Source organism: Rathayibacter rubneri (genome assembly GCF_023743255.1).
Classification (GTDB): Bacteria; Actinomycetota; Actinomycetes; order Actinomycetales; family Microbacteriaceae; genus Rathayibacter; species Rathayibacter rubneri.
The window spans coordinates 1-18,189 of record NZ_JAMRYM010000036.1 but is presented as its reverse complement, the minus strand read 5'-3'; the positions used below and the strand labels follow the sequence as shown (position 1 = coordinate 18,189).

Sequence of the window (18,189 nt, the reverse complement as noted above, 5' to 3'; positions counted from 1 at the left end):
GATGTCTCCGGGAGGGTCAGTGCGCGGCGGCCGCGAGGCTGCGGGTGCCGGCGAGGAGGAGGGCGGCGTCGTCCTGCGGCGGGTGCACGCGGGACGCGAGGACGTCGCGGAGGTGGCGCTCGAGCGGGTTGTGCCGGGTGAGTCCCGGGTTGCCCAGGGCGGCGACGGCGGTCTCGACCGCCGCGACCGCCGATCGGGTGGCGAGCACCTTGCCGACGAGCAGGCGCTCGGCGGCCTGCGGATCGCCCGCGTCCACCCGCGCGGCGAGTGAGAGCAGCACCTCCTCGGCCTGCACGAGCTGCGCCTGGATCTCGCCGGCGACGGAGCGGATCCGCTCGGTGGTCGCGATGGGCCGGCCGAGCGAGGTGGGGATCCGCTCGTTCGCGAACCGGACGAAGAAGCGCTGGGCAGCGCGGCCGACCCCGACGTAGAGCGCGGCGACCGCGAGTCCGAAGGCGCCGGCGGCCCCCGCCTCGGGGGGCAGCTGCGAGCGCGGTGTGCCGCGGAAGTGCTCGAGCGGGATCCGCACCCGCTCGTAGACCACGTCGTGGGTGCTGGAGGCGCGCTGGCCGAGGTGGTCCCAGGTCCGCTCGATCCGCACGCCCTCGGCGTCGCCGGGGACGATCGCGTGGCCGAGCTCCGGCTCCCCCGACGCGCCCTGCAGGTCCACTGCCCAGACCAGGTGGTAGGCCAGCCCCTCGGAGCCGGTGGCGAAGCCCTTGCGCCCCTCGAGGACCCAGTGGTCGCCGTGGCGTCGGATCGTCGTGGCCGGCAGCCCGCCGCGGGCGGGCGCTCCCCACTCCGGCTCGGCCCGCACCGCATTGAGCAGCACCGGGCGCTCGCGGGAGTCGGCGAGAACGGCCCGGTAGAGCTCCTCGGGCCAGACCCCGGTGCGGTCCTGCGCCGCGTGCTGCAGCGCTGTCATCGCCGAGATCAGCGCGACGGCCGGATCCCCCGCTCCCAGTGCGCCGAAGACCCGGACGAGATCGACGGTCGAGGCGGGGCGGCCGCCGTAGCGGGTGCCGACCGCGAGGGTGAGCAGTCCCGCGTCGTGGACCGCCCGGACGCCCTCCCACGGGAACTCGGCCGTGCGGTCGTAGTGCTCCGCCGTCTCGGCGAGTCGAGCGGTGACGCGGGCGAGGGCGCGGTCCGAGAGGTCGGCGGCCGCGAGCAGCGGTGCCGTCAGGAGCGTCACGCGGACACCTCCGCGAGCTCGCGCTCGGCCTCGAGCGGAGGCTGCGCCACGATCTCGCCCCGGCGCCCGGTCGTCTCGCGGTGCGCGAGCTCCTGCCGCACGAGGGGGATGAGGTACCGCCCGTAGTCGATCGCGTCGTCGAGGTTGTCGTAGCCGCGGATCGAGATCAGGTCGGCGCCGAGATCGACGTAGTCGAGGATCGCCGCGGCCACGGTCTCGGGGGTGCCGACGAGAGCGGTCGACGCCCCCTGTGCCCCCGTGGCCGTCGCGGTCGGGGTCCAGAGCGCGCGGTCGTGCAGGTCCTTGCGCTTCGCGATGTCGAGCAGGCGCTGCGAGCCGACGTTCGCCGGGCCGGAGGCGGAGGGGGTCTGCACCCACGGACCCTTCTCGCCCTTGCGCGGGTTCGCGGTGGCGGAGCGGCCCTGGAGGATCCCGAGGATCCGGTGCGCCTTCTCCCAGGCGAGCTCCTCCGTCGGCGCGATGATCGGCCGGAAGGTCACCCACGTGCGCGGCGTGTCCGCGCGGCCCGCCGCGATCGCCGCGTCCGCGATCCGGTCGATCTGCTGCTGCGTGTCGGCCAGCGGCTCGCCCCAGAGGCCGAAGACGTCGGCCAGGGCCCCGCCCTGCCGATAGGCCTCGTCGCTGGAGCCGCCGACCGACACCGGGATGTCGCCGCGCACCGGGCGGACCCGCGAGACGAAGTCCTCGAAGCGGTAGTACCGCCCCACGTGGTCGAACGGCTCGGTCGCCGACCAGACGCGGCGCAGGATCCGGATGTACTCCTCCTGCCGCGCGTAGCGCTCGGCCTTGTCGAGGCGGTCGCCCTCGCGGGCCTGCTCGTGATCGCTCCCTCCGGCGATGAAGTGCACGACGGCCCGGCCGCCCGAGAGCTGGTCGAGGGTGGCGAGCGCCTTCGCGGCGACGGTCGGGTACACGGTGTTGGGGCGCAGCGCGACGATCGGCTTCAGGCGCTCGGTGTACTGCGTCACCGCCGCGGCGATCGTGAACGGGTCGTGCCCGGCGCTGCCGTAGGGGACGAGCGTGTAGTCGAAGCCGCCCTCCTCGAGGATCCGGGAGTAGCGGCGGAGGTAGGGGACGTCGACGGCGCTCTCGGCGAGGCCGTTGACCTCGTTCGAGCGGTTGACGTTGATGGCGGAGATGAACTCGACGGCCACGAGGGGTCCTTTCAGGAGGGTGCGTGCGGGCACGGCGGAGAGACCTCGCTGCGGAGGCCGGAGGCGCCCGGGAACGGGGCGCGGAGGAGCCGGGCCGGAGTCTCGGCTCGGAGGGTGCGAGGGGACGGGCGCACGATGCGCGGCGCTGACAGCAGGGCGGGGCGCCGGGAGCGACCCGGAGCGGTGCGTCAGGAGCGGTGCGTCACGAGCAGCGCGTCACGAGCAGCGCGTCAGGAGCAGCGCGTCAGGAGCAGCGCGTCAGGAGCAGCGCGTCAGACGGAGGCCGGACAGGAACATCCGCGCACCGGCGCGAAGGTGTTCCCGTCCTGGCGCATTCGCGCGGAGGTCGATCCGTCGACTCCGCGGCGCGTCGCGCGGCCGGCGCCGAGGGGCGCGGCCGGGGCGAGGGCACGGGAGGAGGTCATGTCCACGACGCTACGGCTCCGGGTCGCGGAGCGTCCAACGATGATTCCGGATGCGTTCCGATCGGCGCTCCCGATCGTTGGTAACCTCCCGACTCATTCGTCTCGAGGGGCGTCACGCGCGCAGACCGTGCGGTACGGGCGAGAGCCGCGAGCGGGTCGCTCCGAACACCTCCGCGAGCGCGGCGAGCGCCGTCTCCTCGACGTCCGGAGCGAGTCCCCGACGCGAGACGAGGCGGAGGTTCACCGAGCCGAGCGCCGGCAGGTCGCGGCGCACCTCGAGCCCCTCCGCGACGGCGCCCGCGTGCGCGGTGGGCAGGACGGCCACTCCGATGCCGGCGCGCGCCGCCGCGATGACCCCCTCGAGCGCCGCCGCCTCGGCGACGACGTGCACCTCGTGCCCGAACGCGCCGAGCTGCTGCAGCGCCCGCTGGCGCATGCCGCACGGCTCGGAGTAGGCCACGAGCGGCAGCGGGACGCCCTCGGGCGCCTGCCAGCCGGGCGCCGCGTACCAGTCGAGCGGGAGGGTCGCGACCTGGCGTCCGGGCAGGTCGCCGCCCACGCCGAGGATCACCGCGAGGTCGACCACTCCGCGCGCCACGGCCTCGGCGAGCTGCGTCGAGCGGTCGAGGGAGAAGGTCAGCGGGCGGTCGTCGAAGGCGCGCCGCAGGGTGGTGAGCAGGCTCGGCAGCAGCTGCTCGGCCGCCGGTTCGGTGAGCCCGAGGGCGAGCGGGTTCTCGGCGGCGGCGTCGAGCGCCTCGAGAGCGTCGTCGTGCACGGCGAGGATGCGGCGGGCCTGCACGAGCAGGCGCTCGCCGGCCGGGGTGAACCGCGCCTTCCGGCCCGCCTTCTCGATGAAGGTCCGCTCGAGGCGGCGCTCGAGGGTGCGGACGTGCTGCGAGACGGTGGGCTGGCTGATGTGCAGGGCGATGGCCGCGCGGCCGAATCCACCGCAGTCGGCGATCGCCACGAGCGTGCGCAGGTGGACGATGTCGAGGGTCTCCGGCATGCTCCCGAGGCTAGGGAGGCGCCCGCCGTCGGGCGACCCGGACCGCAACACGGAGACACGGCGGCGCCCCCCGCTGCGGAGCCGAGGCCGCGGCGGGGGGCGAGCGGAGCACGCGGGGTCAGTGCGCGAGCACCGGCTCCGCGGAGGACGGCAGCCGGGCGGCGGCCGAGCGGCGGCGGAACAGCAGCACCGAGAGCACGGCGCCGAGCGCGAAGAAGCCCGCACCCCATCCGTACGCCACCGCGTAGCTCTGGACCGCGGCCTGGGCTGCGACGGTCGAGGTGACCGGGGCGTTCGCCGCGAGGTAGTCGGTGACCGCGGTCGCCGCGAGCGTGTTCAGCAGCGCGGTGCCGATCGATCCGCCGACCTGCTGGCTCGTGTTGACCATCGCCGACGCGACACCGGCGAAGCGCGGATCCACTCCGCGGGTCGCCGTCTGCATCGCTCCGGGCATGATCGAGCCCATCGCGGCGCCGAGCACCATCAGGGCCGGCAGGACGTCGGCCGCGTAGCCGCTGTCGAGGTCGAGGCGCGTGAGCAGCAGCATCCCGACGACGCCGAGCAGCATGCCGGACGGCACCGTGATCTTCGGGCCGAAGCGCGGCAGGAGCAGGTTGGTCGAGAGCTGCGCGGCGAGCACGAGCATGCCGATCATGGGCAGGAACGAGAGCCCCGTGCGGATCGGCGAGTAGCCGAGCGAGACCTGCAGGTAGTAGGTGACGAAGAGGAAGATGCCGAACATGCCCGCTCCGGCGATCAGCACCGAGAGGTAGGCGGCGCCGCGGTCGCGGTCGAGGACGATGTGCAGCGGCAGCAGGGGGTGCTCGGTGGAGCGCTGGCGCAGCACGAAGCCGACGAGCAGCAGCACGGCGGCCGCCAGCGGGGCCCACGTCATCGGCGAGTCCCACCCGTCGGCCTCGGCGTTGGCGAAGCCGAACACGAGTCCGAAGAGCGCGGCCGAGACGAGCAGGGTGCCCGGCACGTCGAGCCTCGGGCGAGGGCCGGTCCGCTCGATCGGCGGCACGAAGACGACGGCGCCGATCACGGCGACGACCGCGATCACGACGTTGATGTAGAGGTTCCAGCGCCAGTCGAAGCTCTCGGTCAGCACGCCGCCGAGGAGGAGGCCGACGGCGCCGCCCGCTCCGGCGATCGCCCCGAAGACGCCGAACGCGCGCGCCCGCTCCTTCGGCACGGTGAACGTCGTGGTGAGCACCGCCAGTGCGGTGGGGGCCAGCAGCGCGCCGAAGACGCCCTGCAGCGCGCGGGCCGCGATCAGCAGCTCGAAACTGCCGGCGGCGCCGCCCAGGGCCGAGGCGATCGCGAAGCCGATCAGGCCGATGACGAAGGTGCGCTTGCGGCCGAGGAGGTCGGAGAGGCGGCCGCCGAGCAGGAGGAGGCTGCCGAAGGCGAGGGAGTAGGCGGTGACGACCCACTGGCGGTCGCCGTCCGAGAAGCCGAGGTCGGCCTGGGCGGCCGGGAGGGCGATGTTCACGACCGTGGAGTCGAGGACCACCATCAGCTGGGCGAGGCCGACGGCCACGAGGGTCCACCAGCGGCGGTTCGAGGGGGCCGGGGCCGCGGGGGCGGGCACGGCCGGCAGGGAGGAGGTCTGCGTCATGAGGGAGAACCTATACGAGACCGACCGGTTCCGATACTGAGAAGTCTCGAAACTTCCCGGTTCCGCAACTCCGGGATTCCTGACCTACCCTGGAGCGACGAGCCGCCCGCACGGACGGCCGCCCGCACCAGACAGGAGACGCTGCGATGACGCCGCCCCCTCCCCCCGTCCTCGACTCCGAGACGCCGGCCCGACCCGGTCGCCGCCGCGACCCGAGCCGCGACGGCGAGATCCTGAGCGCCGCCCTCGACGTCCTCGCGGAGACCGGCTACGACGGCATGACCATCGACATGGTCGCCGCGCGCGCCCGCGCAGGGAAAGCGACCCTCTACCGCCGCTGGGACTCCAAGGCCGAGCTCGTGGTCGACGCCCTCGCCTGCCTCAAGGGCGCCGATCTCGCCCCCGACCGGCTCCCGGACACCGGCACCCTGCGCGGCGACCTCGTCGCCCTCATCCGCCCGCACACCATCGAGGACGCCGAGCGCAAGCTCCGGATCATGGCCGGCGTCGTCGCGATGATCTCGAAGTCGCCCGAGCTCTCGGACGCCGTCCGTGCCGCGATCATCGAGCCGCGGGCCGAGGCGAACCGCATCCTGATGCGCCGGGCGATCGAGCGCGGCGAGATCGCGGCCGACATCGACCTCGAGACCCTCGCGCTCGTCACGCCCGCGATGGTCGCCTACCGCGTGCTGCTGCTGCGCATCCCCGTCGATCGCGGATTCCTGCTGTCGCTGATCGACGGGATCCTGCTGCCGGCGGTCGGGCTGGGCGCGCGGGACTAGCCCTCGACGACCGCCGCGAGCTGGGCCGCGACCGTCCCCCAGCCGTCGGCGAACCCGAGTCGCTCGTGCTCGTCGCGGGTCGCGGCGTCCTTGTGCATCACGTGGGCCCGGTAGAGCGTGCCGTCGGAGTGGTCCTCGAGGGTGACGACTGCCGTGATGAACGGCGCGGCCGCCGGGCGCCAGCCGACGACCAGCGCGGTCGTGAAGACCAGCCGCTCCTCAGGATCGACGGCGAGGTAGCAGCCGGAGAGGTGCGGCACGAAGCCGTCGCCGTTGCTCATCGACGTCTCGAGCGCGCCTCCCGGGCGCACGTCCATCGCGTCGACCCGGCACCGCGCCGGCGCCGGGATCCACCACCGGGCGAAGAGCTCCGGAGTGGTCCACGCCGCCCAGACGGAGGAGCGCGGCGCGCGGAGCACGCGGGAGATCTCGAGATCGAGCCGCGGGTCGAAGCCGGTCATGGTGCTGTCCTCTCGTCGGACGGTCGCGGCGTCGCCGGACGGCGGCGCTCGGGGTCGGCGTGCTCGGCGGCCACCCGCTCGAGCCGGTCGGTGCGCCGCTCCCACTCGGAGCGCTGCTCGGCGAGCCAGTCCTCCACCACGGCGAAGGCCGCCGGATCGAGACGGCAGGTGCGCACCCGGCCTCGCTTCGCGGTGCGGATCCAGCCGCCCTGCTCGAGCACGCGCAGATGCTTGAGGAACGACGTGAGCGCCATCGGGAACGGCTCCGCGAGCTCGCCGACGGTCGCCGGACCGCGGCGCAGGCGGCTCACGACAGCGCGTCGCGTCGGGTCCGCGAGGGCGCGGAACGCCGTGTCGAGCACCTCGCCATGGTGAGCCATGCGGCTCAGTATGCCACCGGCGGCGCGAGAGGGGTGCGCGAGCCTCCTAAAATCGGAGCCATGTCGAAAGTGTTGAGCAGTCTGCCCGTGGGCGAGCGTGTCGGAATCGCATTCTCGGGAGGCCTCGACACATCCGTCGCGGTCGCCTGGATGCGCGAGAAGGGTGCGGTGCCCTGCACCTACACCGCCGACATCGGCCAGTACGACGAGCCCGACATCGACAGCGTCCCGTCGCGCGCCGCGCAGTACGGCGCCGAGATCTCGCGCCTCGTCGACGCCAAGAGCGCACTCGTCGAAGAGGGCCTCGTCGCCCTCCAGTGCGGCGCGTTCCACATCCGCTCGGGCGGCAAGACCTACTTCAACACCACGCCGCTGGGCCGCGCCGTCACCGGCACGCTGCTGGTCCGCGCGATGCGCGAGGACGGCGTCGACATCTGGGGCGACGGCTCCACCTACAAGGGCAACGACATCGAGCGGTTCTACCGCTACGGGCTGCTCGCCAACCCGCGCCTGCGCATCTACAAGCCGTGGCTCGACGTGCAGTTCGTCAACGAGCTCGGCGGCCGCACCGAGATGTCGGAGTGGCTCGTCGCCCGCGGCTTCCCGTACCGCGACGCCACCGAGAAGGCCTACTCGACCGACGCCAACATCTGGGGCGCCACCCACGAGGCCAAGCGCCTCGAGGAGCTCTCGAGCGGCATCGAGCTCGTCGAGCCGATCATGGGCGTCGCGTCGTGGCGCGAGGACGTCGAGATCGCCTCCGAGGTCGTCACCGTGCGCTTCGAGGCCGGCCGCCCCGTCGCGATCAACGGCACCGAGTTCTCGGACCCGGTCGCGCTCGTGCTCGAGGCGAACGCCATCGGCGGCCGCCACGGCCTGGGCAGCTCGGACCAGATCGAGAACCGCATCATCGAGGCCAAGAGCCGCGGCATCTACGAGGCCCCCGGCATGGCCCTCCTGCACCTCGCCTACGAGCGCCTGCTCAACGCGATCCACAACGAGGACACGATCGCCCAGTACCACTCCGAGGGCCGCCGCCTCGGCCGCCTCATGTACGAGGGACGCTGGCTCGACCCGCAGTCGCTCATGCTGCGCGAGTCGATCCAGCGCTGGGTCGGCTCCGCCGTCACCGGCGAGGTGACCGTGCGCCTGCGCCGCGGCGACGACTACACGATCCTCGACACCGCGGGCCCCGCACTGAGCTACCACCCCGACAAGCTCTCGATGGAGCGCGTCGGCGACGCCGCGTTCGGCCCCGAGGACCGCATCGGCCAGCTCACGATGCGCAACCTCGACATCGCGGACTCCCGCTCGCGTCTCGAGCAGTACGCGGCCGCCGGCCTCGTGGGCGGCCCGACCGCCGAGCTCGTCGGGCACCTCGAGATCGGCGAGGGCGAGGCGATCACCGAGGGCGGCGGCTCCGCAGCCGCCGACGCACTCGGACGCGCGACCGACCTGGCCTCGGAGGGCGCGGCGTTCGACGCCGGCACCGACTGACGCTCCCGCGCACACCGGAAGCCCCCGCCCACCCGCCTGCCGAGGCGGCATGACCGGGGGCTTCCGTCGTTCACACCTGCGCGTCCCGCACGAGCGCGAGGGCGCCGTCCACGGTCGCGACCGACTGCTCCGGATCGACCCGCGCCAGCACCAGCGCGGCGACCAGCAGCGACACCAGCAGACCGGCCTGCTGCCGCAGCCACGACGGCTCCGCCCCGAGCCAGCGCGCCGCCGCACCCGCGCGCATCGCGCGCAGCAGCTCCGCCCGGTAGTCGGCGATCACCTCTCGCACGGCCTCGTCGCGCGCGATCGGCGCGCCCGCGGCGTTCAGCAGCAGGCAGCCGCTGCGGGAGGAGAGGCTCGCGGCGTCCGAGAGGGCGGAGCGCAGACCCCCGAAGTAGACCTCGAGGGCGTCCGGAGCCACGTCGTCGCGCGTGAGCGGCGCGAGCCGGGGACGCACCACCTCGTCGAGGTAGCTCTGCACGGCCGCGTCGAACAGCCCGCGCTTGCTGCCGAACGCGTGGTAGAGGCTCGAGCGGCGCACTCCGGTCGCCGCCTCCAGCTCCGGTACGGACGCCTCCTCGAAACCGCGCTCCCAGAACACGGCGCGCGCCGACCGGACCACCTCGGCGGTCTCGAACGTCTGCGGGCGTCCCATCGGGGCCTCCTTCTGTACCGTTCGTTCCATCATGCCGCATCCGGGCCTATAGTGGATCGAACGTTACACAATCAGGAGGTCCCGCCGTGATCGTCACCGGACTCGTGCTCGCGGCCCTCGCCGCTGCGCTGCACGTCTACATCTTCGTGCTGGAGTCTCTCCTCTGGACGACTCCCCGGGCCCGCGCGACCTTCGGCATCACGGAGGACGAGGCTCGGGCCACGAAGGAGCTCGCCTTCAACCAGGGCTTCTACAATCTGTTCCTCGCGATCGTGACGATCGTCGGCGTCCTGGGCATGGCGACCGGAGCGACTGCCGTCGGCGCCGCCCTCGTGTTCGCCGGCACCGGTTCGATGGTCGCCGCGGCGCTCGTCCTCCTGCTCTCCTCCCCCGCCAAGCGCCGCGCGGCCCTCACCCAGATGGCGCCCGGCCTGCTCGCGATCCTCGCGCTCGCGATCGGCCTCGCCGCCTGACGCTGCTCCGCGTCCGCACCGGCTCCGCTCCACCCCCTCTCCGGAAGGCTCCATGACCACCGCCACCAGCACCCAGATCCAGCTCGTCCGCCGCCCCGAGGGCTGGCCGGTCGCCGACGACTTCCGCACCGTCCGGGTGACCTACAACGCGCCCGCCGCGGGAGAGATCCGCGTCGAGAACGCCTTCGTCTCGGTCGACCCCTACATGCGCGGTCGGATGAACGACGTCAAGAGCTACACCCCGCCCTACGCCCTCGGCGAGACCATGACCGGGGGCGCGATCGGACGCGTGACCGTCTCGGACGATCCGGAGTTCCCGGTCGGCGCTGCCGTGCTGCACCAGCTCGGCTGGCGCGACGTGGTGCAGGCCCCCTCCTCGGCCTTCCGCGTCGTCCCCGAGCTGCCGGGGGCGCCTCTGTCGCTCCGCCTCGGGATCCTCGGCATGACGGGTCTCACCGCGTTCGTCGGTCTGACGACGATCGCCGGGATGAAGGAGGGCGACACCGTCTTCGTCTCGGGCGCCGCGGGAGCGGTCGGCTCGGCCGCCGGCCAGATCGCGCGCCTGCTGGGAGCGGGCCGCGTCATCGGCTCCGCGGGCTCGGCCGAGAAGGTCGCGCTGCTCACCGGCAAGTACGGCTACGACGCCGCCTTCGACTACCACGCGGCACCCGTGCGCGAGCAGCTGGCGCAGGCCGCTCCGGACGGCATCGACGTCTACTTCGACAACGTCGGCGGCGACCACCTCGAGGCCGCGCTGGACGCCTTCACCGACGGCGGTCGCGCCGCCCTGTGCGGAGCGATCGCCGGCTACAACAGCACCGAGAAGCCGGCCGGCCCCGACAACATGGCGAACATCATCACCCGCGGCCTCACCCTCCGCGGCTTCACGCTCTCGGGCCACCTCGACCGGGCGCCCGAGTTCGACCGGCTCATGTCCGGCTGGTTCGAGGAGGGCCGCATCGCCTACGACGAGACGATCGTCGACGGCATCGAGAACACCGTCGAGGCGCTCCTCTCGATGATGCGCGGCGGCAACACCGGCAAGATGGTCGTCCGCGTCTGAGCACGGAGGAACCCCGGACGCTCGAGGGAGCCTGCAGGTGCGGGTCCCCTCGACGGTCCGGGGTTCCCCCGGTCGGTCGTCAGCGCTTGACGGCGTCGATCTTCAGCATCTTGGCGATGACCGAGTCGAGCTCGGAGTCGTCGAAGATCTTCTTCCAGTCGTCCTTGATGAGCGCCTCGCGGCCGTAGCCCATGGCGATGTGGCAGGCCTCCGAGAACGGGTTGGAGCCGCGCAGGCCGTTGGTCAGCGCGATCCAGGTGTGGCCGTAGAGCATGGCGCGCGCCGCCTCGTAGGGCACGCCGACGCCGTTGACGGTCTCGTCCAGCGCCTCCTTGAGGAACTCGCCCACCATGCAGGCGATGGTCTCGACGAGCGTGGGCTCGAGCACCGCGAGCTGCTTCACGGTGACCCAGTGCACCGCGATGACGGGCGCGTAGATGGTCGAGATGACCTTCTCGGCGATCACCCGCACGTCGTCGTCCGCGTCCTCGAGGGCCGCGACGACCTCCTGCGGAGCGGCGATGCCGCCGAACGTGTCGGCCCACTCCTCCGGGGTGGTGCGCTCGAGGAACACCGACGGGTGGCACGGGTGCGCCACGGCGTAGTGGATGTCCTCGCGCTTCGCGAGCAGACCCGCGTAGGCCGCGGCCGGGTCGAGGGTCAGGATGATCGCGCCCGACTTCATCTGCGGGATCACGTCCTCCGACACCGCGCCGAGCACGACGTCCGGGACGGCGAGGATCACGACGTCGGCGTCGGCGACCGCCTCCGGAGTGGCCGTGATCTCGCGCCCCGCCTCGCGGGTGCGCTCCTGGCCGGCGGGCGAGGCCTCGCTGTAGAGGGCGTTGTAGTCGGACTTCTGCAGGTTGTTCGAGACCCGCATGCCCATCTTGCCGCCGGCGCCGATGACGGCGACGGTGAGGGCGGGGGCGGCGGTGCCCGGGGCGGTGCTGGCGGTGGTGTCGGTCATGGGTTCCTTCTCCTGAGCTGGTCGAGGGTGGTGCGAGTCCACTCGGCTTCGAGCCGGGTGGTGACGAGCGCCTGCTCCGCGGCGGGGACGGTGTCCTGCCAGGGGAGCCAGAACTCGATGATCTGGGTGATGCCGCGCGCGTCCGGATCCAGCAGCGCGCGGAAGCCGTCGTAGTCGAGGCGGCCGTCGCCGAGGGCGGTGCCGGTGTAGACGAAGCCGACCCAGCCCGGGTTGCGGCTGAAGTCGAAGTCCTTGACGTGCCAGTTGGCGACGTACTGCGCGCAGCGCGCGACCACGTCGGCCGGCAGCTCGAGGTTCGCGACGGTGTTGGCGGGGTCGAGGCAGATCCGGATCCGCGGATGATCGAGCGTCGCGACGACGTCGACGAGGTCGGCGGTGCTCACCTGCTCGTACGTCTCGAGCGCCAGGACCACGCCCGCCGCCTCGAGCTCGGGTGCGATGCTCCGGAGTCGGCGCAGCGTCTCCTCGCGGCCCGGGCGGTCCTCCCCCGACGTCCACATGCTGCGCAGCAGCACGACGTCCAGCGCTCGGGCGATCCCGAGCCAGCGGCGCAGGTGCTGGGGATCGGTCCCACGCGTGCCGAGCTCGAGGGCGACGCCGCTGCCCGCCGCGAGCTCCCGCAGCGCGGCGAGCCGCTCGGGCGGGAACTCCTCGAGGCCCGGCACGTCGCACAGCTGCAGGAGGCTCACGCCGAGCGCGGCGGTCTCGCGCACCATGTCCTCGACGCTCATCGGCTCCGGCACCCGGTCGGAGGAGCGCCAGAAGAAGGCATAGCTGCTGAGTCCGATCGTCACGGGCGGGCCTCCGCGAGCGCGAGGGCCTCGTCGAGGATCGTCCGCACGGCCTCGGGGTCGTGCGCGAAGCGGCCGAGGAAGAGTCCGGGGACCCGGCCCTCGAGCGCGGTCAGCAGGCCGGGTCCGGCGCTGCCGCCGTAGATCACGCGGCTGCCGGCTCGTCCGGGAAGCGCGGTGAGCGCCTCCTCGAGCGCGGTGACGACTCCGGCGATGAAGGCCGGCTCGGCGGGCTCGGGCGCGCCGATGGCCCAGACCGGCTCGTAGGCCGCGAGCACGGGGCCGGTCGAGCCGGCGGCGTCGGCCGCTTCGAGCGCCGACGCGATCTGGGCGAGCACGAGCGCGACCGCGTCGTCGACACTGCCCCGCTCGGTCTCGCCGACGCAGAGCAGGGGCACGAGGTCGTTGCGGAAGGCGGCGGCGACCTTCAGGCGGATCCGCTCGTCGTCGTCGCCGAAGAGCGCTCGGCGCTCGGCGTGGCCGATCTCGACCAGGCGGCAGCCGATCTCGCGGAGCTCGGAGCCGCTCACCTCGCCGGTGAACGCGCCCGCGTCCTCCCAGAACAGGTCCTGGGCGCCGAGGGCGACTCCCGCGCCGTCGACGACCGCGCCGACCGGCACGAGCGCGGGGAACGTCGGCACGACGAACAGCTCGACGACGCCCGACGTCACCGCCTCGTGCGTCCGCGCGATCTCGGCGACGCGGCGGCCCCACTCCAGGGTGCGCTCGTGACCGAAGTACATCTTCAGGCTCACGCCCACGGTGAAGGCGGGCGCGGCGTCCGGGGTCAGCACGACGCGGCCGAGGACGAGACCGGAGCCTCGTCGGCGCGGCCCTCCTCGTACGCCTCGATGATCTGCACCTTCTCGGCCGAGGCGGAGGAGGTGTCGAACTCGTAGCCGAGCCACTCCTTCGCGAGGCGGCGGGCGAGCTCGATGCCGACGACGCGCTGGCCCATGCAGAGCACCTGCGCGTCGTTCGAGAGGATCGAGCGCTCCACCGAGAAGGAGTCGTGCGCGGTGACGGCGCGGACCCCCGCCACCTTGTTCGCCGCGATGGCGACGCCCAGTCCCGTGCCGCAGATCAGCACGGCGCGATCGGCCTCGCCGCGGGCGATCATCTCGGCGGCGGCGATGGCGACGCTGGGGTACGGCGTGTGGGAGTCGGCGTCGACCCCCACGTCGACGAGGGTCGCGACGCGCGCGTCCTTCTCGAGATCGGCCTTGATGATCTCCTTGTAGGTGAAACCGGCGTCGTCGGACCCGACGACGATGCGGAACGGTGCGCTCATGGTGCTCTCTCCTTGCTGGCGGGTGACGGTGTGCGACGTTACGCGTCGGTGCTGGACGGGGTGGCGGCGCTCTCGCGGAGCACGGCGCCGACGGCGGTGACGATCAGGGCGAGCGAGTGGGCACCCGCGTCGGGGGTGCCGAGGCTCTTCTCGGCGTGCGGGCGGGCGCGGCCCATCCGGGGCAGCAGCTGCGCGGTGGCGGCAGCGGCGTCGGTGCAGGCCTCGGCCGCACGGGTCCAGGCGTCGGCGAGGGAGTCCCCCGCGCCGATCCGCTCGCCGAGCACGTCGGCGAACGGCACGAGGGAGTCGACCATCGTCTTGTCCCCGACGCTCGCGCCGAAGGCGAGGATCGCGGTCCGGGCGCCGTCGACTCCGGTCAGCACCGCGGCCGCGTCGGGCCGGCCCTCGTCGCCGAGAGCCGTGCCCACCGCGCCCAGCGCCGCCCCCCAGAGCGCTCCGGAGGTGCCGCCCGCGCGGTCCGACCAGGCGTCGCCGGCGGTGTCGAGCACGGTGCCGGCGCCCGCGCCCGCTGCGTGCGCGGCCCGGGCCGCGGTGACGGCCGCGTGCACACCGCGCTGCATCCCGATCCCGTGGTCGCCGTCACCGGCGACCGCGTCGATCCGGCCGAGCTCGTCGGCGTTCTCGTCGATCACGCGCTGCGTCGCCTCGAGGGCCGCGAGCACGGTGCCGGCCGCCGCGCGCGACTGCTCGCTGGAGGCTCCGATCTCGGCGCGGGAGCTCGCGACGACCGCTTGCTCGGCCACCTGAGCGGCGGCGCGGACGGCGCCCTTGCGGTAGGCGGGCGTCTCGACGGGGGCCGACCAGAGCCGCTCGAGCTCCTCGTCGACCCAGAAGAAGGTGAGCGAGACGCCGGCCATGTCGAAGCTGGTCACCAGCTCGCCGACCTCCGGCTCGACGATCTCGACGCCGCGCTCGCGCAGACGGCGCTCCACGCCCGAGTAGACGACGAACAGCTCCTCGTACTTCACCGAGCCCAGGCCGTTGAGGATCACGACGAGGCGCGCCCCCTCGAGCTCGGCGACGTCGTCCGGCCGCTCGGCGAGGAGCGACTCGACGAGCAGCTCGGCGAGTCCGTCGGCCGAGGGCACGTCGTCCTCGCGGATGCCGGGCTCGCCGTGGATGCCCATGCCGACGGCCATCCGGCCCTCGGGAACGGTGAACAGCGGCTCCGACGCCCCGGGCAGCGAGCAGCCCGAGAACGCGACGCCGAAGGAGCGCGTGCGCTCGTTGGCGAGGATCGCGAGGCGCTCGACGTCGTCCAGCGTCGCGCCCTCCTCCGCGGCGGCTCCGGCGACCTTGAACACCGTCAGATCGCCCGCGATGCCGCGGCGCTTGTGCTTCTCGGAGACGTCGGCGCTCGAGATGTCGTCGGTGACGGTGACGGTGCGGACGTCGATCCCCTCGTCGCGCAGGCGCCGTTGCGCCGCGTCGAAGTTCAGCACGTCTCCCGCGTAGTTGCCGTAGCTCAGCAGCACGCCGCCCCCGTGCTCGGCCGCCGAGGCGACCGAGTGGACCTGCTGCGCGGACGGAGAGGCGAAGAGGTTCCCCATCGCCGCGCCGTGCGCGAGGCCCTGGCCGACCAGCCCTCCGAAGGCCGGGTAGTGGCCGGAGCCGCCGCCGACCACGAGCGCGACCGTTCCGGCGGCGACCTCCGTCGAGCGCACCACTCCTCCGGGCACGCGCCGCACGAAGCGGCGGTTCGCGGCGGCGAATCCGTCGATCATCTCGTCGGTGAAGTCGGAGGGATCGTTGTAGAGCCGGGTCATCTCGGGGTCCTTCTCGTGGTGGCGGCAGGGGCGGCGGGCGTCAGTGGGCGATCACGTCGACGCTCGGAGCGTCCAGCGGAGCGTCCTTGTAGCGCCGCGCGAGCAGTGCCATCAGCACGGCCGAGAGCAGCAGGAAGAAGCCGACGACGAACATCGGGATCTCGTAGCCGCCGGTCGCGTCGCTCAGGGCTCCCGTGATGTACGGCGCCGAGAAGCCGGCGAGGTTGCCGACCGTGTTGATCAGGGCGATGCCGGCCGCGGCGGCCGCTCCCGTGAGGAAGCGGGTCGGGAACGTCCAGAAGTTGGGCAGGGCCGAGAAGATCGCCATCGCGGTCACCGTGATCACGGCGATCGTCGCGGCCGGCGAGCCGGCGAACAGCGCGAGCGGGATGCTGAGTCCGCCGGCGATCGCCGGGATGACGATGTGCCAGGTGCGCACTCCTCGACGCGTCGCGTCGCGCGACCAGAGGTACAGCGCGATCGCCGCGGGCACGTAGGGGATCGCGGTGATCAGGCCCTTCTCGAAGATGCCGAACGTGGTGCCGTACTGCTCCTGGAAGCCCTCGATGATCGTGGGGAGGAAGAACGCCAGCGCGTAGAGGCCGTAGATGAAGCCGAAGTACACGAAGCTCAGCATCCAGACGCGGCCGCTCCTGAAGGCGGAGGACATCTTCGGGTGGGTCGTGACGCCCTTGGTCTTGACGTCCTCCTCGCGCTGCAGCGCCGTCGTGAGCCAGACCTGCTCCTCGCGCGTCAGCCACTTCGCGTCCGAAGGCTTGTCCTTGAGGTAGAACCAGGCGATGAGTCCGACGACGATCGCGGGGAGCGAGACGCCGAGGAACATGAAGCGCCAGCCCTCGAGGCCGAAGATGCCGTCCTGCTCGATCAGGAGACCAGCGAGCGGAGCGCCGATGACCGTGGTGAGCGGCTGCGCCAGGTAGAAGAGCGCGAGGATCTTCGACCGGTGCTTCGCCGGCACCCAGAGGCTGAGGAACAGGATCGCGCCGGGGAAGAAGCCGGCCTCCGCCACTCCGAGCAGGAAGCGGAGCACCACGAGCTGCTCGAAGTTCTGCACCCAGGTGAACAGCAGCGCCACGACGCCCCAGCTCACCATGATGCGGGCGAGCCAGCGGCGCGCACCGAAGCGGTGCAGGGCCAGGTTGCTGGGCACCTCGAGGAGGATGTACCCGATGAAGAAGACCCCGGAGGCGAAGCCGAACTGGGCCGCCGAGAGGGCGAGATCGGCCTCCATGCCGTTGGGGGCGGCGAAGCCGATCGCCGTGCGGTCGAGGTAGTTGATGAAGAACATCAGGGCGACGAACGGCACGAGGCGCACCGAGATCTTCCTGATCGCGCTCTTCTCGACGGCAGCGTCGGCCGCGGCCGGACCACCGGCGGTGGTCTGAGAGGGAAGGTCCACGTCGATCTCCAGATCCTTGTCAACGACTGTGTTGGGACACCGGGCCGAATTGGCTGACCGGTTGACCAATTCGATGATGCTCCGTTCCGTCGCGGGTGTCAACCGGTTCGGCTGTCGCGTGGCGTCTCCTGCCCCGCCTGAGCCGTTGCTACGGTCATCGCATGCCGGCGTATCCCGAAGACGACCCGTCCCTCGTGCGCCTGGAGCTCCAGGTGCTCCCCCGCGGCACCGCGGTCGCCGAGGTGGCGAAGCAGCTGACCTCCCTCCTCACCACAGGCGACCTGGCGCCCGGCTCGCGCCTGCCGCCCGAGCGCCAGCTCGCCGAGAGCCTCGGAGTGGGCCGCTCGGCCGTGCGCGAGGCCCTCGCGGCACTCGAGATCCTCGGCATCGTCACGGTGCGCCCGGGCTCCGGCACCTACCTCCGCGACAGCACGTCGGAGCTCCTGCCGACGACGCTGAGCTGGGGGCTGATGCTCTCGGCCGGCCGCACGGCCGAGCTGATCGAGGTCAGGAGCGGGCTCGAGATCCAGGCCGCGATGCTCGCGGCGCTCCGCATCGAGGACGCCGATCTGGCGAAGCTGCGCGCCCACCTGGAGGCGATGGAGTCGCACCTGGACGACCTCGCGGCCTTCGTCGAGGCCGACGTGCGCTTCCACCTGCAGATCGCGGTCAGCTGCGGCAACGTGGTGCTCCGCGATCTGCTGCAGACCATCCGCTCCCTGCTGCGGCTCTGGGTCGAACGCGCGCTCAGCGACCCGCAGCAGGCGCGCGACGCCTTCGCCGAGCACCGCGCCGTGCTCGAGGCGCTCGAGGCGCGCGATCCGGCCGCGGCCGCACGGGCGATGGAGTCGCACATGAGCACCGCCTCGCGCCGACTGGCGGATTCGGGGAGCTGATCGCCGCGGTCGGTGGCAGACTCGGCGCATGACGACCTCCCCGGGCGGGTCGAGCTCCGCGGTGCTCGCCGTCGCCGCCACCCTGCTCCTGCTCGCCGGCTGCGCGGGGCGCGCCGACATCGCCTCCTCCCGGACGCCGCTCCCCACGCCGGTGAGCGCGTCGCCGACGGCGGTGCCGAGCGCGACGGCGAGTGCGACGCCGATCCCGGAGGCGCCCACCGCCTCGCCGATCGTGCCCTCCCCCGCCGCGCCCGCTCCCGAGGCGTCGTGCCCGGAG

At 72.9% G+C, this 18,189-nt stretch carries 18 protein-coding genes and 1 pseudogene; 6 read left to right on the top strand and 13 right to left on the bottom strand.

Annotation, left to right across the window (positions count from 1 at the left end; all coding sequences use genetic code 11):
* Window positions 1-16: 16 nt before the first annotated feature.
* The 4 genes from NB037_RS09960 to NB037_RS09945 form a co-directional block, all read right to left on the bottom strand.
* Window positions 17-1,195, bottom strand: a complete 1,179-nt coding sequence (locus NB037_RS09960; protein WP_251945501.1) for an acyl-CoA dehydrogenase family protein — start codon at window positions 1,193-1,195, stop codon at window positions 17-19.
* Window positions 1,192-2,403 (bottom strand): LLM class flavin-dependent oxidoreductase, encoded by a 1,212-nt coding sequence (locus NB037_RS09955; protein ID WP_251945500.1) that lies wholly within the window; start codon window positions 2,401-2,403, stop codon window positions 1,192-1,194. Before NB037_RS09955 ends, NB037_RS09960 begins: the two co-directional genes overlap by 4 nt.
* Window positions 2,404-2,907: 504 nt before the next feature.
* The gene (locus tag NB037_RS09950) at window positions 2,908-3,801 is read right to left on the bottom strand and encodes a LysR family transcriptional regulator (RefSeq protein WP_251945499.1); all 894 of its coding nucleotides are present in this window, start codon (window positions 3,799-3,801) and stop codon (window positions 2,908-2,910) included.
* Between the two features lie 118 nt (window positions 3,802-3,919).
* Window positions 3,920-5,422, bottom strand: a complete 1,503-nt coding sequence (locus NB037_RS09945) for an MFS transporter (protein ID WP_251945498.1) — start codon at window positions 5,420-5,422, stop codon at window positions 3,920-3,922.
* Window positions 5,423-5,568: 146 nt separating this feature from the next.
* On the opposite strand from NB037_RS09945, the gene NB037_RS09940 reads away from it, so the two are divergent.
* The gene (locus NB037_RS09940) at window positions 5,569-6,204 is read left to right on the top strand and encodes a TetR/AcrR family transcriptional regulator (protein WP_251945497.1); all 636 of its coding nucleotides are present in this window, start codon (window positions 5,569-5,571) and stop codon (window positions 6,202-6,204) included.
* On the opposite strand, the gene NB037_RS09935 is transcribed toward NB037_RS09940, so the two are convergent.
* Window positions 6,201-6,665 (bottom strand): SRPBCC family protein, encoded by a 465-nt coding sequence (locus NB037_RS09935; RefSeq protein WP_251945496.1) that lies wholly within the window; start codon window positions 6,663-6,665, stop codon window positions 6,201-6,203. The genes NB037_RS09940 and NB037_RS09935 overlap by 4 nt on opposite strands.
* The gene (locus tag NB037_RS09930) at window positions 6,662-7,045 is read right to left on the bottom strand and encodes an ArsR/SmtB family transcription factor (RefSeq protein ID WP_251945495.1); all 384 of its coding nucleotides are present in this window, start codon (window positions 7,043-7,045) and stop codon (window positions 6,662-6,664) included. Before NB037_RS09930 ends, NB037_RS09935 begins: the two co-directional genes overlap by 4 nt.
* Before the next feature lie 60 nt (window positions 7,046-7,105).
* Here NB037_RS09930 and argG point away from each other — a divergent pair, with 60 nt between their 5' ends.
* Window positions 7,106-8,542, top strand: a complete 1,437-nt coding sequence (argG, locus tag NB037_RS09925; RefSeq protein WP_077224451.1) for an argininosuccinate synthase — start codon at window positions 7,106-7,108, stop codon at window positions 8,540-8,542.
* 70 nt (window positions 8,543-8,612) lie between these two features.
* Here argG and NB037_RS09920 read toward each other — a convergent pair whose 3' ends face one another.
* Complete coding sequence (locus NB037_RS09920; protein ID WP_251945494.1) at window positions 8,613-9,200, bottom strand: TetR/AcrR family transcriptional regulator; 588 nt, start codon at window positions 9,198-9,200, stop codon at window positions 8,613-8,615.
* Between the two features lie 86 nt (window positions 9,201-9,286).
* Here NB037_RS09920 and NB037_RS09915 point away from each other — a divergent pair, with 86 nt between their 5' ends.
* Both NB037_RS09915 and NB037_RS09910 read left to right on the top strand, forming a co-directional pair.
* Window positions 9,287-9,673 (top strand): DUF1304 domain-containing protein, encoded by a 387-nt coding sequence (locus tag NB037_RS09915; protein WP_251945493.1) that lies wholly within the window; start codon window positions 9,287-9,289, stop codon window positions 9,671-9,673.
* A gap of 52 nt (window positions 9,674-9,725) precedes the next feature.
* Window positions 9,726-10,736 (top strand): NADP-dependent oxidoreductase, encoded by a 1,011-nt coding sequence (locus NB037_RS09910; RefSeq protein WP_251945492.1) that lies wholly within the window; start codon window positions 9,726-9,728, stop codon window positions 10,734-10,736.
* A 79-nt stretch (window positions 10,737-10,815) separates the two neighbouring features.
* Here the strand turns inward: NB037_RS09910 and NB037_RS09905 are convergent, their stop codons facing one another.
* The 6 genes from NB037_RS09905 to NB037_RS09880 are packed head-to-tail and all read right to left on the bottom strand — an operon-like array spanning window position 10,816 to window position 17,016.
* Window positions 10,816-11,706 (bottom strand): phosphogluconate dehydrogenase C-terminal domain-containing protein, encoded by an 891-nt coding sequence (locus NB037_RS09905; protein ID WP_251945491.1) that lies wholly within the window; start codon window positions 11,704-11,706, stop codon window positions 10,816-10,818.
* Window positions 11,703-12,521, bottom strand: coding sequence for a sugar phosphate isomerase/epimerase family protein (locus NB037_RS09900; protein ID WP_251945490.1), 819 nt, complete (start codon window positions 12,519-12,521; stop codon window positions 11,703-11,705). Before NB037_RS09900 ends, NB037_RS09905 begins: the two co-directional genes overlap by 4 nt.
* Window positions 12,518-13,312: a triose-phosphate isomerase family protein gene (locus NB037_RS09895; RefSeq protein ID WP_251945489.1), complete on the bottom strand. Its 795-nt coding sequence runs from the start codon at window positions 13,310-13,312 to the stop codon at window positions 12,518-12,520. Before NB037_RS09895 ends, NB037_RS09900 begins: the two co-directional genes overlap by 4 nt.
* Window positions 13,306-13,809, bottom strand: a complete 504-nt coding sequence (locus NB037_RS09890; RefSeq protein ID WP_251945488.1) for a ribose-5-phosphate isomerase — start codon at window positions 13,807-13,809, stop codon at window positions 13,306-13,308. Before NB037_RS09890 ends, NB037_RS09895 begins: the two co-directional genes overlap by 7 nt.
* A gap of 38 nt (window positions 13,810-13,847) precedes the next feature.
* On the bottom strand, window positions 13,848-15,596 hold the full coding sequence (locus NB037_RS09885; RefSeq protein WP_251945487.1) for a dihydroxyacetone kinase family protein: 1,749 nt from the start codon (window positions 15,594-15,596) through the stop codon (window positions 13,848-13,850).
* A gap of 40 nt (window positions 15,597-15,636) precedes the next feature.
* Window positions 15,637-17,016 (bottom strand): MFS transporter, encoded by a 1,380-nt coding sequence (locus tag NB037_RS09880; protein ID WP_207406241.1) that lies wholly within the window; start codon window positions 17,014-17,016, stop codon window positions 15,637-15,639.
* Between the two features lie 161 nt (window positions 17,017-17,177).
* Here NB037_RS09880 and NB037_RS09875 point away from each other — a divergent pair, with 161 nt between their 5' ends.
* Window positions 17,178-17,912 (top strand): FadR/GntR family transcriptional regulator, encoded by a 735-nt coding sequence (locus NB037_RS09875; protein ID WP_251945486.1) that lies wholly within the window; start codon window positions 17,178-17,180, stop codon window positions 17,910-17,912.
* Between the two features lie 28 nt (window positions 17,913-17,940).
* A pseudogene (locus NB037_RS09870) lies at window positions 17,941-18,189 on the top strand (hypothetical protein); the annotation flags it as partial.

Bases quoted from the DNA above. Each gene is read 5' to 3' on its own strand.
- NB037_RS09950 (WP_251945499.1), bottom strand. From the start codon at position 3,801: ATGCCGGAGACCCTCGACATCGTCCACCTGCGCACGCTCGTGGCGATC.
- NB037_RS09945 (WP_251945498.1), bottom strand. From the start codon at position 5,422: ATGACGCAGACCTCCTCCCTGCCGGCCGTGCCCGCCCCCGCGGCCCCG.
- NB037_RS09940 (WP_251945497.1), top strand. From the start codon at position 5,569: ATGACGCCGCCCCCTCCCCCCGTCCTCGACTCCGAGACGCCGGCCCGA.
- NB037_RS09935 (WP_251945496.1), bottom strand. From the start codon at position 6,665: ATGACCGGCTTCGACCCGCGGCTCGATCTCGAGATCTCCCGCGTGCTC.
- NB037_RS09930 (WP_251945495.1), bottom strand. From the start codon at position 7,045: ATGGCTCACCATGGCGAGGTGCTCGACACGGCGTTCCGCGCCCTCGCG.
- argG (WP_077224451.1), top strand. From the start codon at position 7,106: ATGTCGAAAGTGTTGAGCAGTCTGCCCGTGGGCGAGCGTGTCGGAATC.
- NB037_RS09920 (WP_251945494.1), bottom strand. From the start codon at position 9,200: ATGGGACGCCCGCAGACGTTCGAGACCGCCGAGGTGGTCCGGTCGGCG.
- NB037_RS09910 (WP_251945492.1), top strand. From the start codon at position 9,726: ATGACCACCGCCACCAGCACCCAGATCCAGCTCGTCCGCCGCCCCGAG.
- NB037_RS09905 (WP_251945491.1), bottom strand. From the start codon at position 11,706: ATGACCGACACCACCGCCAGCACCGCCCCGGGCACCGCCGCCCCCGCC.
- NB037_RS09890 (WP_251945488.1), bottom strand. From the start codon at position 13,809: ATGAGCGCACCGTTCCGCATCGTCGTCGGGTCCGACGACGCCGGTTTC.
- NB037_RS09885 (WP_251945487.1), bottom strand. From the start codon at position 15,596: ATGACCCGGCTCTACAACGATCCCTCCGACTTCACCGACGAGATGATC.
- NB037_RS09875 (WP_251945486.1), top strand. From the start codon at position 17,178: ATGCCGGCGTATCCCGAAGACGACCCGTCCCTCGTGCGCCTGGAGCTC.